This window comes from Pararhizobium sp. PWRC1-1 (genome assembly GCF_049897905.1).
Lineage (GTDB): Bacteria > Pseudomonadota > Alphaproteobacteria > Rhizobiales > Rhizobiaceae > Pararhizobium.
On record NZ_JAFCXE010000004.1, the window covers coordinates 109,130 to 124,649 of the forward strand.

General features: G+C 61.1%; 15 protein-coding genes. 2 read left to right on the plus strand and 13 right to left on the minus strand.

Going from position 1 to position 15,520, the window contains the following annotated elements:
- Positions 1–12 precede the first annotated feature (12 nt).
- The 5 genes from ACP7E0_RS08425 to ACP7E0_RS08445 form a co-directional block, all read right to left on the minus strand.
- On the minus strand, positions 13–1,170 hold the full coding sequence (locus ACP7E0_RS08425) for a Gfo/Idh/MocA family protein (RefSeq protein WP_426124240.1): 1,158 nt from the start codon (positions 1,168–1,170) through the stop codon (positions 13–15).
- A 315-nt stretch (positions 1,171–1,485) separates the two neighbouring features.
- Positions 1,486–2,097 carry a DUF922 domain-containing Zn-dependent protease gene (locus ACP7E0_RS08430; RefSeq protein WP_426124531.1) on the minus strand — a complete coding sequence of 204 codons (612 nt, stop codon included), beginning with the start codon at positions 2,095–2,097 and terminating at the stop codon, positions 1,486–1,488.
- Positions 2,098–2,119: 22 nt separating this feature from the next.
- The gene (gene scpB / locus ACP7E0_RS08435) at positions 2,120–2,815 is read right to left on the minus strand and encodes an SMC-Scp complex subunit ScpB (RefSeq protein WP_426124242.1); all 696 of its coding nucleotides are present in this window, start codon (positions 2,813–2,815) and stop codon (positions 2,120–2,122) included.
- A 1-nt stretch (position 2,816) separates the two neighbouring features.
- Positions 2,817–3,767 (minus strand): DUF1403 family protein, encoded by a 951-nt coding sequence (locus ACP7E0_RS08440; RefSeq protein WP_426124244.1) that lies wholly within the window; start codon positions 3,765–3,767, stop codon positions 2,817–2,819.
- Positions 3,768–3,901: 134 nt separating this feature from the next.
- On the minus strand, positions 3,902–4,657 hold the full coding sequence (locus tag ACP7E0_RS08445; RefSeq protein WP_426124245.1) for a pseudouridine synthase: 756 nt from the start codon (positions 4,655–4,657) through the stop codon (positions 3,902–3,904).
- Between the two features lie 608 nt (positions 4,658–5,265).
- Between ACP7E0_RS08445 and rnk the strand changes: the two genes are divergently transcribed.
- Positions 5,266–5,688, plus strand: coding sequence for a nucleoside diphosphate kinase regulator (gene rnk / locus ACP7E0_RS08450; RefSeq protein WP_426124247.1), 423 nt, complete (start codon positions 5,266–5,268; stop codon positions 5,686–5,688).
- Here rnk and ACP7E0_RS08455 read toward each other — a convergent pair.
- The 8 genes from ACP7E0_RS08455 to ACP7E0_RS08490 all read right to left on the minus strand — a co-directional run bounded on the left by ACP7E0_RS08455 (position 5,685) and on the right by ACP7E0_RS08490 (position 14,289).
- Positions 5,685–7,424, minus strand: coding sequence for an aconitase X (locus ACP7E0_RS08455; protein WP_426124248.1), 1,740 nt, complete (start codon positions 7,422–7,424; stop codon positions 5,685–5,687). The two genes, rnk and ACP7E0_RS08455, sit on opposite strands and share 4 nt — an antisense overlap.
- Complete coding sequence (locus ACP7E0_RS08460) at positions 7,421–8,422, minus strand: 4-hydroxyproline epimerase (protein WP_426124249.1); 1,002 nt, start codon at positions 8,420–8,422, stop codon at positions 7,421–7,423. The genes ACP7E0_RS08455 and ACP7E0_RS08460 overlap by 4 nt, the downstream gene beginning before the upstream one ends.
- 15 nt (positions 8,423–8,437) lie before the next feature.
- Positions 8,438–9,679, minus strand: a complete 1,242-nt coding sequence (locus tag ACP7E0_RS08465; protein ID WP_426124251.1) for an NAD(P)/FAD-dependent oxidoreductase — start codon at positions 9,677–9,679, stop codon at positions 8,438–8,440.
- Positions 9,679–10,401 carry an amino acid ABC transporter ATP-binding protein gene (locus tag ACP7E0_RS08470; RefSeq protein WP_426124252.1) on the minus strand — a complete coding sequence of 241 codons (723 nt, stop codon included), beginning with the start codon at positions 10,399–10,401 and terminating at the stop codon, positions 9,679–9,681. Before ACP7E0_RS08470 ends, ACP7E0_RS08465 begins: the two co-directional genes overlap by 1 nt.
- Entirely contained in the window at positions 10,394–11,047 is a 654-nt protein-coding gene (locus tag ACP7E0_RS08475) for an amino acid ABC transporter permease (protein ID WP_426124253.1), read from the minus strand. The genes ACP7E0_RS08470 and ACP7E0_RS08475 overlap by 8 nt, the downstream gene beginning before the upstream one ends.
- 12 nt (positions 11,048–11,059) lie before the next feature.
- Complete coding sequence (locus tag ACP7E0_RS08480; RefSeq protein WP_426124255.1) at positions 11,060–11,725, minus strand: amino acid ABC transporter permease; 666 nt, start codon at positions 11,723–11,725, stop codon at positions 11,060–11,062.
- Positions 11,726–11,793: 68 nt separating this feature from the next.
- A complete protein-coding gene (locus ACP7E0_RS08485) occupies positions 11,794–12,600 on the minus strand; it encodes a transporter substrate-binding domain-containing protein (RefSeq protein WP_426124257.1) in 807 nt (268 codons plus the stop codon).
- A 171-nt stretch (positions 12,601–12,771) separates the two neighbouring features.
- Positions 12,772–14,289, minus strand: a complete 1,518-nt coding sequence (locus tag ACP7E0_RS08490; RefSeq protein WP_426124258.1) for an aldehyde dehydrogenase (NADP(+)) — start codon at positions 14,287–14,289, stop codon at positions 12,772–12,774.
- 141 nt (positions 14,290–14,430) lie between these two features.
- Here ACP7E0_RS08490 and ACP7E0_RS08495 point away from each other — a divergent pair, with 141 nt between their 5' ends.
- Entirely contained in the window at positions 14,431–15,465 is a 1,035-nt protein-coding gene (locus ACP7E0_RS08495; protein ID WP_426124259.1) for an Ldh family oxidoreductase, read from the plus strand.
- Positions 15,466–15,520: the final 55 nt, after the last annotated feature.

A 15,520-nucleotide genomic window follows, 5' to 3' on the forward strand; every position in this document is an offset into this window, starting at 1 on the left:
CTTGCGCTCTCCTTATGCCGCACGGGAGTGGAGCGCCTCGTCAAAGCGATCCCAGACCGGCCGCAGATCGACGACAGTGCGCTTGCGGCGCGCCTCATCCATCGACAACGCCAGAATGCCGGCTTCGAGCGCATCGATCGTCGACACCGGCAGCGCGCGGCCATCGCGGACATGGCCGATGATGTCGGTGGCCATCTGCTCGTCGGCGCCGTAGTGCTGTGACAGCGCTGTTGCGGCATATTTGTTTTCGACGACCTTCTTGCCGGTCAGCATTTCGTGAACGTCGAAATAACCGCGAATGAAATCGCCCTCGGCCATGCCGCGCGAACCCATGATGCAGAAGCGGCGGAACTGGTCGGGCACATTCAAATTGGTATGGAAGTTCATGCCGACACCGTTGGCATATTCGACGATCGCCACCTGGTAATCGATAATGTCGCCATCACTGTCGAACACTTTGTCGGAGCCCATCCAGCCACTCGGCTTGCGATGGAAGAGTTCAAGGTCGTTGATGCCTTCGCGGGCCGGATCATTCTCCGGAACGAAGCTCTTGCGGCCGCCGAAGCTTGCGACCCGCTCCGGCCGTGCGCCGATAATGCCGTTGTAAAGATCGAGATCGTGGCAGCATTTTTCCAGCATGAAGCTGCCGGAGTAACGTTCGTAGCGGCGCCAGTCGCGCATGAAGAAAGCGCCGTGATAGGGCTCGATATGCTCGGACGCCTCGATCGAGACGATCTGCCCGAGCGTGCCGGCAGCCTGTGCCGCTCGCAGGTCGCGATACATCGGCGCATATCGCAGGACCAGGCCGACCATCAGCCTTTCATGGCCGTATTTCGCCATCAGGCGGGCGAGTTCAACACTTTCTTCGACCGTCGAGACGATGGGCTTTTCGCTGAAGACCTTGAGGCCGGATTCCAGACCGATGCGAATATGATCGAGATGCATGTGATTGGGCGAGCCGATCATCAAAAGATCGAGCTTCTCGTTGGCAATCAGGTCCTCGGGGGTCGCATAGGCGGTACCGGCAGAGATGCCTTTTTCCAGAAGGCCGGGCAAACCAGCCGGATTCGGATCAACGTAACCCGCGATCTCGAAGCTCTCGTCCATGGCCTTGAAGACATAACCCAGATAGCCAAGACGGAATCCGAGCCCGATAATGCCAACTTTCATTCTTCTGGTATTCCCCGTTTATTGTCGTAATTTATTTTCTCAGACTGAGGCAGATTTTCAAACTCGTCAACCGGAATCCGCAAAATTGTCAGTTTTATGAAATTCATTTTCATAAAACCCCATGGGCATCACCGCTGAACAAGGAAAACAATCCATGTCTGGACGCTCGACGTCTCTGAGTTGCGGCCAAATCCATGGGGCCTGCCGAAGAACGTCGTCGGCGGGACACGTCGTGTGTCGAGGCTGAATGTGCCGTCGGATTTCCACGCACAGCACAGGCGTCGCGTTTTTGCAGACCGCTCTTGTTAGGCTACTCTATTGTCCGTTGATCAAAGCGAGAACGAGTTGGTGAATGTTGCCGCCGTTGCTGAGTTCGGCCCGGTCGAAATCGCGGCTTTGCTGCCGCTGTGTGCGCGAAAGCTCGCCGAGGCGTTCCGTCAAGTTCGCGCGGACCTTCTGGCACTTCGGATCGCCAGGGGCAGATAGCCCCACAGACACCGCTTCGATCTTCCTCACCATGTCCTTGATGAGGTCGCCATGCACCAGCTCGTGTTTGTGCACGCCGTTAATGAACGTTTCCCAGCCCTCAGCCATCGCGGGCGGCAAACGCTGCGCCGGCTTCGGCAGGATGTAAGTGATCGTCAATTTCGGCTTCGCCGAAACGAGGACGCAGGCATGGCCCTGCGGCTCATATTTGCGGGTCCATGTCAGCTTGAAATTGGTGAGCGCGATCGCACGGCCCTTGCCACCAATACTGGGCCCCCGCTCGCCAATCGACGCATAGAGCTCCGGCCCGGTCTTACCGCTGATCGAATAGGGCTGCACCACTTCGGTGGCCTGCCAGTCTGCTTGCGCCACACCCGGGGATACGGAAAGGCAAGCGATTACAGCGCACAACCGCGCGCCGACTTTCGGAAAAAATCCCATAGCGTCACGCAGCATGATCAGGTCAGTCCTCTTCGTCATCATCAGCAGACACGATCCCCATCATCTCCGCCGTAACGCTCTTCCTGTTCAACAGGCCGGCATCCTCGAGCATTTCGATATCCGGAAGATCACGCAACGTATCGAAGCCAAAAGCCGAGAGGAAAAAGGGGGTTGTAATAAAGGTATAGGGTGCGCCCGGTGTCGGACTGCGTGGGCCAGGCGCGATGAACTGGGCATGGCGCAACCCGGCAATCGTATCGCGGCTGACATCCTTGCCAAACATTGCCGACAGTTCGCCACGGGTCACCGGCTGGAAATATCCCACCGCCATCAGCACCATTGCCTCATGCTGCGATAAGGCGGAAGCAGCTGAGCGTGTCGGCGCCGCCGATGCCTGAATCATGCGGGCGTAGGAAGAGCGTGTACGATGCTGCCAGCCACCGCCGACCGAGACCAGCTCGTAGGGCCTGCCGCGCAATTCCTCTCGCAGATCGTCGATCAGGAGGTCGATGCTGCAGTTCTTGCCGACCACACGCGCCAAGGCGTCGCGGTCGACCGGCACGGCGGACGCAAATATCACCGCTTCGGCACGCATCATCCACTCGCGCCAACGCAGGTCCGCGGGCAGATCTTCCAGTTCGCGATCGAAACCGGATTCGTCTCCTTTCGCCGTCCTCTTTGCGCGCCCTTGCGACTTGGCTATGCTTTGTCCTGCCATTTCACAACCCGTAGATCCGGAACGTCGAGCGCCCGGACAGTTCGCGCACCGCGCCCAGCGTTTCCAGCCTCTCGAACAGCCGCCGGCTAGCCCAGCGGGAGAGCTTGGTTCCTGGCGCAGAGGCGGATAGTGCATCCTCGTTCAGTAACTGACGAATGACTGTTTCAGCGCCCTTGGTTCGCACCTTCGCTGCCACCGCAAGAAGCTGTTCGGCCCGGCGGCGCGTTTCGGTGGCCTGACGCAGCGCTTCCGATACGCCCTGGACCAGGGCCAGGCAGACAGTCCGCTCAAAGGTTTCGTCACCGGGCCGCACTCTGCCCTTGCCCGTTCCGGTCCGGAACACGGCCCCATAACGCTCGGCCATCAACAGGGGGACTGGATACTGCCAACCCAGTTTCTTGGCCAATATCCAGTCAGCAAGCCACCAGGCGAGTATTTCCGCGTCGGGGCGCAGTTCGCAGACTGCCGTCACCAGCCTGGCGACGGCAAAGGGCGCTGTCCGGCCGTCCCGCAGTACGTCATCGATCACGCCCGGCACCTGTTCCAACGCATCGTCCCGGCGCAGCGCGAAAAGATCTGCGATTTCATGCAGCGTCTTAGTGTTGATGGAGATCATACGGCTGGATAGCTTTTTATAGGCGACAAGCACATTTCCGGCCGGGCCTGGATCGCCGCCTGGCGCCGGCAACAAAACAGCATCGCGCAACGCGCCTTCCTCTTCCGAGCGACCCATCAATCGCAGTGCGGCAAGAGCCGAACGAAGCCCCAGGCGCTGACGCCATGCCCCGGCCCAGACAGCCTCCGAACGCACCAGGCTATCGAGGGAATTCAGGGCTGCGCCGGCCAGGAAAGCCGCATCGCCATCGCTCGGCGCGCCGCGCAGGGTCGCCCAACCGGGCACCTGAGGTGTCTGGATGGGAATTGACGGTGCGGGCTTGTGACGCGAATCCATACCGGAAAGCATATCTGCTGCGAGCGGTTGACGCGAGATGAATTAGAGCGAACCGCACATCATGGCGAGAGAAGCGCTCTCAGGTGAGCAAATATCGCGCCCGGCGTTTCATCGCGTTGGCCAAGTCGATGCACTCAGGCCATCCTGGTCCGTAGGCGCAATGTCTCGACCTCCCGCTGCGTCAGAGAACGGACCGCCCCCTTCGGCAGGTCGCCCAGCTTTATGGCGTCGATCGCGACACGGACGAGCCGCAGACATTCCGTATCCACTGCCTCAAGCATTCTTCTGATCTGCCGGTAACGGCCCTCCCTAAGCTCGACCTCAAGCCAGGCGTTTCTTTCGCCCGAACGCAACACCCGGACAACCGACGCTTTCAACATCTCGCCATTGTCGCAAAGACCACCGCGCATCCGGACGAGCACTTCCTCAGGCGGCGTGCCTTTAACCTGCACATGGTAGATCTTGCCGATATTGGTGACGGGGTCGAGCAGGCGCTGCGCAAGCACCGTATCATTGGTAAACAGCAGCAGTCCCTCGCTCGCCTTGTCCAGCCGCCCAACCGGCGACAGGAACGGATTATCCATATGCGCCAGACAATTGAAGACCGTTGGGCGCCCTTGCGGATCGACACGTGTGGTGACCATGCCACGAGGCTTGTTCAGCGCCAGATAGATACTGGATTGCGCGACAAGCCGAACGCCATCAACCGCAATTGCATCCGAATGAACGTCAGCCCATGTCAGAATGTCAGTGACCACCCGGCCACCCAGTGTCACGCGCCGTTCGGCAACAAGCGCTTCGGCTTGCGTGCGGGAACAGTAGCCCAGTTTGGAAATGGCACGGCAGATGGTTGCACGGGTGCCGTTGTTATCGGATGCACGTTTTGCCACGGCGGTATATTCCGGAAGCTTTGCTGTCTGAAGTGTGCAAACCACGACGCAACAACTGCATCCGCACGTCATTCTACGGGCGGGATCAAACTTTGCGGGTATTTGAAACCCGGAGAACTGCACCGGGTGCACGACAGCTGTCGAATGAAGGGTATCGGAAACCTGGCCGTCCCGAACGTCAAGCCAGGGCTTCTTCAACGTCCGGGCTAGGTGCCGGTTTTCGAGAGTTTAGACTCTCGCCAAGGGTGGATCACGATATTCGACATCATGCCGCTGGGTTTAGCCAAACCCTGTTCGAAGTCAAGCCGAGCGGCATCTCCTCCACTTGACAACAACAGCAAATACGCCAAGCATGGTGGCCATGAAACCACTGCCCGCCCCTCGTCTGCTCAACCTTGCCAATCGGGTTTTCCCGATCGCAGGATTGTAGCCCCCGGCCCGGCAGAAAAACCTCCGTGCGCGGGGGTGACGTGCAAATCACAAACCGCCGAAATGCCGTGTTTTCGATCGCGATTATAAGACCGCGGCAGATCGATCGAACCATCCCTTCGCATGGAAATAGACCGCGCCGGTCGCGCCACAGTGCGCGCGGTGGGTCAGGAACGCCAATGACAACAAATGTATCAAATGCTCGCCGCAACAAACCCAAGATCATCGTCAGCGATGTCGATGAAAAGCGGTTGAATAGCCTTGCCGTCGCAGTGGCCGGCCGGATGCCGGCATTGGCGGACGAGCTTCTGGCCGAACTTGAGAGGGCAAAAATCGTCAAGCAGCATGCCATGCCCTCCAATGCCGTACGCATGGGATCAGAGCTGGAATACAGTTCCGAAGACGGCCATTCACGTCAGGTCACCCTCGTTTATCCCGGCGAAGCCGATATCGCCCAGGGCAAGATCTCGATTTTGACGCCGATCGGCACGGCATTGATCGGTCTGTCGGAAGGACAGTCGATCGAGTGGACCGCGCGCGATGAGCGGCGCCATCGCCTGACGGTGCTGACCGTCAACAATAGCGCGGACGCGGCGATTTAGCCTGGCAGCATGCGGCTGGCGCCAGGCTTGAGCCGCGAAGGCGCCGACCGCAGCCAGACGGGCAGCCGCGCGGGAACGCCGCCGGACACCGCTGCTTCGACGCAATCGGCAAGGCTGCCGAAGCGGACGACGCGGTTGCTGAGGCCGGGGCCGTAATGGGCGTATTTGCCGGAATTGGTGATCAGCGTGCGGGTGCGCGTTGGAAAAACCGGTTCGCTGATCGAACACCAGCAGAGATCCGGCACGATCCGCACGCCGCTCTGCTCAAGCTTTTCGAGCGTGCCGTCGTTACGCGCCTCGGCGATGACGTGATGGCCCGCCGTGACGATAACGGCGACATCCGGGTGGCGTTTACGCCCGTCAAGTGCTGCCGCCAGTGCCCGGCATTCGGTCAGCGAGGCATGCGGGCTGCCGATGGCGACAAGTTCGACCTCGTCCGGCCCGGCATTCAGCCGTGTCCAGGCGTCGGCCATTTCAGCGCAGGTGATGGTTTTTTGTTCAGCGCCTGCGGCGGCTGGACCTTCGGCTTCAGGCGTCACGCCCTCGACATGCAGCATCGGGGCGGCCGACGTGGTGCCGAAAGCAGCGCAGAGCGCCTTGAGGTCGTCTTTGGTAGGGCGCGCTGAAGCGAGACCGCGCAAGAGAGGGATGCTGTCCGGCGCGGCACGACCGGCGAGATAGCCGAGCAACGGCCAAAAAGCGTCATCAACATTGTCAGGCAATTCGACATCGATGATCGACAGCGCCCTGCGGTTTTCCGTCAAGTAGACCCCAGACAAGGGCGCGCGCCCGGTGAGTGCAATGCACAGGTCGAGAAAATCCGGGTGTTTTGGCGTGCGGGCGCCAAGCACCGTATTGGCGAAGATCACGGCGTTGGATTCCGCCCAGGCAATCGCTTCGCCTGCCTGCGGCGCGCTGGCCAGAAGATAGGGCGAACAGGTAAAGGTCGGCCGGCAGCCCATGCGGACATAGGCATCGGCGAGCCTTGCGGCCGGATCACCGAAGGCGCTGGGCACACCCTGTGTGCGCCAGTTGGCGAGATCGACCGAGATCGCGTTCATGGTGGTCGGCACGCAAACCTGCGCGCCCATGTCTGCCATTCTTTCGGCAAAGACCAGATTTGCCGGGCTGGCATAGATGCAGCCATCGATATGCCCCTGCGTCACGTCGACCAGACAGCTGGCGCCTTGCTGGGCAGCCATGGCACAGATGATCCGCATCGCCTGCTGGATCGCCAGCCCCTGCTCGCCCTCCAGCATTGCACGATCGGCGCTGCTGAGATCAAGCGTCGCAATACGTGGAGGCATGACGGGAAGCACGACACCGTCCGCCTCGATCAATGCTGCAGTGATCCGCGCGGTTTTGGCTCGCGACAGTTTCGCAAAACTCTCCGGCGCCAGGCGCAGAACGGGAAGCGGCTTGCCGAACATTTCGGCGGCGATCAGCGCGCCGAGCGTCAGCACATCTTCGGCTTCGCTGAACACCAGTGCTGCCGGCGCCCGGCCGGTCAGGATAAGATCGAGAAGCACGCCCGATCCGGTGCAGGACCCCCGGCTCGACGGCATCATCAGGATGCCGCCGGTCAGACAGACGCCGTGGAGGGGATGATGCACATCGATGATGGTACCGGTCGCGGGCGAGACCCCGCCCCAGAAGCTCAGAGGTTCGGCCGATGCGATGATCGGCCCCTCGGCATTGCCGCCGAGGATGCTGGAAGCGTGGATCGGATCACTCATTTGACGACGAAACCATGGGCAAACGGATCGCGGTCATCGATGAAGATCGTGTTGATCCCGGTCATCCGGGCCCAGCCGGCGATCGAGGGGATAATGGCATCGCGATCGGCAACCTTGGTGGCTGCCTCGACCCGGCCCTTGAACAGCGAGCCGATGATCGACTCGTGAATGAATTCATCGCCGACGGCGAGCTTGCCCTTGGCAGCGAGCTGCGCCATGCGCGCCGAGGTGCCGGTGCCGCAGGGCGAGCGGTCGATGGCCTTGTCGCCGTAGAAGACGGCATTACGGGCATGGGCGGTGGCATCCGTCGGCTTTCCCGTCCATTGGATGTGGCTCAGCCCCCGGATTTCGGGATGTTCTGGATGAACGAATTCGTATTTCGCATTCAGCGCAGCCCGCAGCTTGGGGCTCCAGCCGATGAGTTCGCCTGCCGTGTGATCGGCCATGTCGCGGAAATTCTTCTGCGGCTCGACGATCGCATAGAAATTGCCGCCATAGGCGACATCGACGACGATCTCGCCCAGCCCCTCGACTTCGGCCGTCAGGCCTTCGGCAAAAAGGAAACCGGGGACGTTGGTCAGGCGGACTTCCTCGACGAAGCGGCCTTCCTGGCGATAGGTGATATCGACCTTGCCGGCGGGTGCGTCGATCGACAGCTTGCCGGGCTCGCGCGGCATGATCAGGCCGTTCTCGATCGCCATGGTGATGGTGCCGATAGTGCCGTGGCCGCACATCGGCAGGCATCCGGAGGTCTCGATGAAGAGGACCGCCACGTCGCAGTCGGGGCGGGTCGGCGGATAGAGGATAGAGCCCGACATCATGTCATGTCCGCGCGGCTCGAACATCAGGCCTGTGCGGATCCAGTCGAATTCCCGCAGGAAATGGGCGCGCTTCTCCAGCATGTTGGCGCCCTCGAGGCGCGGCCCGCCGCCGGAAACAAGGCGGACCGGGTTTCCGCAGGTATGCCCGTCAAGGCAGGAGAAGGTATAGGTGGCCATGGGGAAGGACCCTTGTCAGAAGCGTTGAGGCGAAAGAGATTCGATGTCGATCGACGGTGTTTTACCAGTCAAAAGATCGGCAACCAACCGGGCAGTTCCGGCCGATTGCGTCAGGCCGAGATGACCGTGGCCAAAGGCATGAATAACCCGCGGCGTTGCCCGGGCGCGGCCGATGGCCGGCAGGCTGTCGGGCAGCGAGGGGCGGAAGCCAAACCACTGCGTGCCGCCCTGCGTCTTCAGCCCGGGCAGAAAATCCTTGGCTTTCTTCAACATGGCCTCTGAGCGGCGGAAATTCGGCGGCAGTTCCAGCCCGCCGAGCTCGACGGCGCCGCCAACGCGGATCCCCGTCGACAGGCGCGTGACGACGAAGCCGTGACCGCCAAAGGTGATCTGCGTCCGCAGGTCGAACGCATCAGCCGGCAACGTCGTGTTGTAGCCGCGCTCGGTCTCCAGCGGAATGCGCTCACCAAGGCTGCGGGCGATGCGGTGGGAAAAGGCACCTGCCGAGAGAACGACCTGCAGCCCACGGCGGATTTCACCGCCCTCGCTCAAGACCTCGACCCCACCCTCGACGGGCCGCAGCGCCGTGACGTTGGTGCGCTCCAGGATGCCGCCCTGGCTGCGGAAATAATCCGCCAGCGCGAGCGTATAGAGTTTCGGGTCGGCGATCGAGTACCATCCCGGCGTGAAGGTGCCATGGGTGAAGCGCGCGTCAAGCCCCGGCTGGATGCCGGCCATGCCGGAAGCGTCCATATGGTCGAATTCGATGCCATGCGCTTCGCGGACCTTCCATCCGGGCAGCGAGGCCTTCAGTTCAGCGGCGCTTTCATAGACCTGGAGATTGCCGTCCTTGCGCAGCATTGGAAAAGTGCCCGTACGCTGCAGGAAAGGTTCAAGCTCCGCCTTCGAAAGGTCCATCAACGCGGTTTGCACGGTCGTGGATCTTGCGACCTGTTCGGGCGAGCAGGCCCGCCAGAAGCGGAACATCCAAGGGGCGATCTTGAACGCATAGGCCGGCGGCACCGACAGCGGCCCAAGCGGATCAAGCAGCCATTTCGGCGCCTTTTTCAGGATGCCCGGCGAGGCAAGCGGCAGGATATCCGTAAAGGCGAAAGCGCCGGCATTGCCTGCGGAAGCGCCGGCTGCCGGTCCTTCGCGATCCACGACCATAACCGTCATTCCGCGCGCCTGGGCGGCGATCGCCGCCGAGAGCCCAACGACCCCGGCACCGACGACAATGACGTCCGGGTGGGCCATTAGCGGACGCTCGCCAGGAATGCCTGGGTATCTGGATGCTGCGGCGCCCCGAAGAGCTGATCCGGCGTGCCGATTTCCGCCATGACACCATGGTGGAAGAAGGCGACCCGGTCCGAGACATCGCGGGCGAAGGCCATTTCGTGGGTGACGCAGATCATCGTCATGCCCTCTTCCGCAAGCATTTTCAACGTGTCGAGCACTTCGCCGACCAGCATCGGATCAAGCGCCGAGGTGACTTCATCGAACAGCATATATTCAGGCGACATGGCCAGCGCCCGGGCAATCGCCATGCGCTGCTGCTGTCCACCCGACATGCGGTTCGGATAGACCGACAGCTTTTCGCGCAGGCCGACATGGGTGAGCTGCTTGACGGCAATCTCCTCGGCCTTTTCCTTGGCAAGGCCCAGCACCTTTCGCGGCGCCAGCATGACATTTTCAAGAACCGTCAGATGCGGGAACGCGTTCCACTGCTGGAAGACGATGCCGACCTTGCGGCGCAGCTTGTTGAGATCGGTCTGCTTGCCGTGGACATCGGTGCCGTCGATGGTGATCTGGCCCGCGTTGATCGGCTCCAGCCCGTTGATGCAGGTCAAAAGCGTCGATTTTCCCGATCCGGACCCACCGATAATGGTGACGACCTCGCCCTTGTTTACGGTGAGGTTGATCCCCTTCAAAACCTCCAGGGTGCTGAAGGATTTGCGAACATCTTTGATTTCAATCATTGGGGGACCACCGTCTTTCGAGATACCCGCCAAGCCGGGCGATGGGGAAGCTGATGACGAAGTAGATTACGCCGCAGATCATCAGAATGAACAGCGGCTCCTGCAGGCGCGTGACGAGAATCTGCGAGGCGCGCAGAAGCTCGATGAGGCCGAGCCAGAGCACCAGTGCGGAATCCTTCATGACGCCGAGCGTCAGGCCGATCCAGGCAGGAAGCGAAACGCGGGTGGCCAGAGGTGCCACGATATAGCGCATGTCCTGCCACCAGGTCATGCCGAGCGAGCGGGCTGCACGGCGCGTTGTCGCCGGGACGGCACCGATGCCGCCGCGGATAATTTCCGAGCAATAGGCTGCGGTGTAGAGCGACAGCACCACGCAGGATGTGGTGAACGGCGCCCAGCCTAGCTTGGCGATGGATTGCAGCGCATTGCCGAGAACAAGCTGGATCAGCAGCGGTACGGAGCGGAACACGTCGAGCACGAAGGTCAGCGGAGCCGACCAGATGGCGCCCAACTGAACACGCAGAACACCGAAGATAATTCCGAGCACGGTGCCGGCAGTGACAGACACAGCAGTGACCGCGAGGGTCATCGCTGCGCCTTGCGCCAGAAACGCGAGGTCGCTCCAGGTGAGGGCAGTATCAAACATCTCTCACCTCTCTCAATATCTGAACATGCGCGCGGCAACCAGACGGGCAGCCAGCGTCACGAGTTTCGCGATGATGTAGTAGATCACCGCAGCAAGGGCGAAGAATTCGAAGGTGCGGAAGGATCGCGCGTTGAGTTCCTGCGTGATGCCGGCAAGATCGGTGTTCATGCCGACTGTCACGCCAAGCGACGTCATCAGGATGGCCCAGACCATCTGGTTGGTGGCCGGCAGGAAGGCGACGCGCAGCATTTGCGGCAGGACGATCAGCCGGAAGGCCTGGATCGGTGTCATGCCAAGTGAACGCCCGGCGCGGGCCTGGGTATCGGGAATAGCCTTGAGTGCGCCGCGGAAGTTTTCCGCCAGATAGCCCGCATTGTTAAAGGCAATCCCGATCAGAAGCGCCGTGTAAGGGCTGAGATGAATGCCGAAATTGCCGAGCCCGAAATGGGCCATGTAGATCTGGAACAGGGCGGGCGTATTGCGCGCAATCTCGACCCAGGTGGTCGCAAATCCACGGAGGATACGACTGCCGGACAGGCGAAATGCAGTCAGGGTCAGGGCAAGCGCTACCCCGAGGACCATCGACAGAAGCGCGATCTGCAGGGTGACCACCGCGCCATCGAGCATCTGCGGCAGGGCCTTGAGCGCTTGATTCCAGTGAAAAGTATAGTTCAACATCGCCGTTTCATCTCCTGAAGAAGGACAGCGGCGCGGGGTTTACCCGCGCCGCCAGCGAAACGATTTAATTAGCGGTAGACGCCGTTGACAGAGAGGTTCGGAGCTTCTCCTCCGACCCACTTCTCATACAGCTCCGCATAGCGGCCGGTACGAACCTGCTGGTTGACGAAGAGGTTGAGGAAGTTGATGAGCCCATATTCCTCGCGGTTGGTGAACAGCGAAACATAGTCGATGTCGAACGGCGCCTTTCCGACGACAGCGATGCCCGGGAACTTGCCGGTCTTGACGTTGGCCTGCGCCACGGTCGAGGTCGACACGGTCGCGTCGAGCTGGCCCTGGCTCAGCGCCAGGAACACATCGGCCTGTGTCTGGTACGGACGGAATTCGCCAGCGCCCCAGGCCTTGACCTGTTCTTCCAGCGCAATGGCTTCATAAGTACCGGCTGTGGCGCCGACGACCTTGCCCTTCATGTCTTCAAACGACTTGATGCCCGATTTTTCGTTGGCAGTTACGGCCATTTCGAAGGCGAAGTAAGGAATGGTCATGCCGACGGTCTTGGCACGCTCGAGCGTGTCGGAGGTCGAGGCAACGCCGACATCGACACGGCCCGACATCAGGGCAGGAATACGCTCGGGGAATGGGGTTTCAACGATTTCGGCGGTGACGCCAAGGGCCTTGGCCAAATCGTTGCAATAATCGACGTCGAAGCCGATGGCGTTGTTGCTTTCGTCACGCGCTCCCATTGGCGGGAAATCCAGCACAACGGCGCAACGCAATGTTCCCGAGGCGATAATGTCGTCCAGCTTGTCGGCGTGAGCCTGGCTGGTCAGAGCGGTTGCGGCCAAGAGGCTGAACGCGAGGACCGAAAGTTTCATCTTAATCTCTCTCCCTAGATTGATGTGCCGATCTGCGGCAGGCGCACTATTTCGATTCCCCGCGCGCAAATCAATCACAAAATACAAAGAGTATACAAAAAGTACACAAATATTCGTATTTTCTAACTTTCGCGCAACAATCGTCAACGCAACGCCTGCCTTACCGCACGATTAGGAAAGCAGGTCCTTGGGGAGCAGTGCATCCGGCAGGTTCTGGTAGGATACCGGGCGAAGGAAGCGGCGGATCGACATCGTACCGACACTGGTTGCCCCGAAGTTAGTGGAGGCCGGGTAAGGACCGCCGTGAACCATGGAATCGACAACCTCGACACCCGTCGGGAAGCCGTTGACGAGGATGCGCCCCGCCTTTCGCTCCAGCAACGGAAGCAGGCGTTTTGCCGCATCGATGTCGGTGTCGTTCATGTGCAACGTCACCGTCAGTTGCCCCTCGATCGCCCGCGCGACGCTTTCCATTTCCTCTGCTGACTGCACGCGTACCAGAAGCCCAAGCGGTCCAAAGACCTCCTCGCTCAGAGCGTGGTCGGACAAGAACCGTTCGCCGGTTGTCTCGAACAGATTGGGGGACGCGGAGCGGCCGGACGATTCAGTGACCAACAACGGCTTGACGGAGTTGCGGGAAGCAAAACCGGCTTGTCCGTCGTGATAGGCCTTGGCAATTCCATCGGTCAGCATGGTCTGCGGTGCAACCTTGCCCAATGCCTCGACAGCGGCCGCCGCAAAACGGTCGGCATCCTCATTGTCGATAACGACGGCAACACCGGGATTGGTGCAAAACTGCCCAGCCCCCATGGCAAGCGAGCCTGCCCAGCCCTGCCCCAACGTTTCAGCCTTTTCGGCAATTGCCGAAGGTAGCAGGAACATCGGGTTGACCGAGCCGAGTTCACCGAAGAACGGGATCGGCTCAGGCCGGGCGGCGCAAAGATTGAACAGGGCCCGGCCACCGGCCTGAGAGCCCGTGAAGCCGACCGCCTTGATCAGCGGGTGCTTTACCAGTGCATGGCCGACGTCGCGGTTGCCGCCCTGAATGAGGGAGAAGACGCCCGGATGAACACCGGTGCGTTGGATGGCCGCTTCAACCGCCTGTGCAACGATCTCACCCGTGCCCGGATGGGCGGAATGCCCTTTCACAACGACCGGGCAACCGGCTGCGAGTGCAGCCGCGGTATCGCCACCCGCGGTCGAGAAGGCTAGCGGGAAATTCGACGCGCCGAAAACAGCAACCGGGCCGACGGGCCGCTGCATCAGCCGAATTTCAGTGCGTGGCGCAGGCTGACGGTCCGGCAATGCCGCATCGAAGCGGCGGTCGAGATAGTCACCGCTTTCGATATGGCTGGCAAACAACCGCAACTGTCCGGTCGTGCGGCCGCGCTCACCGATCAGGCGCGCTTCGGGCAGGCCGGTTTCCTGGCTGCCGATTTCTGTGATCGCGTCGGCACGGGCGTCAATCTCGTCGGCGATGGCGCGCAGGAAGGCAGCGCGTGTAGAGCGATCGGAAGCACTGAAACTCCAGAAGGCAGCCTCGGCGGCCTCGCAGGCGCGGTTTACCAGTTGTTCGGTGCCGACGGCAAACTGGTGCACCGGGCCTTTGGCCGGCGAAGTCGAGAAAGTGCCGGCGCCATCGAGCCATTCGCCTGCGACAAGATGTTTTCCGCTGGGGATGAAGGGCATGGTTAGATCCTTTTCTCAAACGCGCGGGCACGCAGCAACAGTGCCGAGTGCCGGATTATGTTTGGCAAACTTGTATACTTTTTGTATGCAGGATATCAACTCATTTGAATGTTACTGCGCCTAAAAAAGGAGGGGCACACCATGAGCGATACCCACACCCTGACCATTGCCGATCTGGAAGAGCGCGTAAAAGCCATCTTCCTCAAGGGCGGGCTGAGCGCGCTACAAGCCGCGGCCATCACCCGGGTGATCGTTGCGGCAGAACGGGATGCCTGCAAATCGCACGGGATCTACCGGATTGAAGGCGCACTACGCACCGTCAAGGCCGGTAAGGTCAACCCCGTTGCCAAGCCCGAACTTCTTCCGCAGCTGCGGTCCGCGGTCGTCAAGGTCGATGCAAAGGGCGGCTTTGCCAATGCCGCCTTCGAACTTGGCCTTCCGGTGCTGGCGGAACGTGCCCGTTCCAGCGGCATTGCAGCGCTTGCCATCAACGACTGCACGCATTTCTCCGCGCTCTGGCCAGAAGCAGAGGCCCTGACGGCGCTGGGTCTTGCCGGCATCGTCATGTGCCCCAGCTATGCCACGGTCGCGCCAAGTGGTGGAACGAAACCGCTGCTTGGCACCAACCCGTTGGCTTTTGGCTGGCCCCGCACCGACAAGCCGCCCTATGTTTTCGACTTCGCGACATCGGTTGCGGCGCGCGGCGAGATCGAGCTGCACAGACGCGCCGGAAAAGCCTTGCCGGAGGGCTGGGCGATTGATGCAAATGGTCAGCCGACCACCGACCCGGAAGCCGCCCTTGCAGGGGCAATGCTGCCGTTCGGCGAACACAAGGGCTCGGCCATTTCGACGATGATCGAACTTCTCGCCGGTATCATGATCGGTGACCTGACCAGTCCGGAAGTGCTGGAAGCACTTGGCTCGACCGCTCTTGCGCCTGCGCATGGCGAGTTGATCATCGCCTTCTCCCCGGAAGGTTTTGGCGCTGATCGTCCAGGCAATCCGTTTGCCCGGGCCGAAATCCTGTTCGAGGCAATGCTCGGACAAGGCGCCCGCCTGCCCTCGCAGCGCCGCTATGCCGCTCGCGCAAAATCCGAGGCTGGCGGTATCGTGCTGACAGCGTCCGAAATGGAGCAGCTCGCGCGGCTTCATTCACTCGGACTGAATGCGGTTTAATCCGCCTCTTCGCCGGCCTGCGCATCTGCAGCCGACCTATATATGCAAAGGCCCT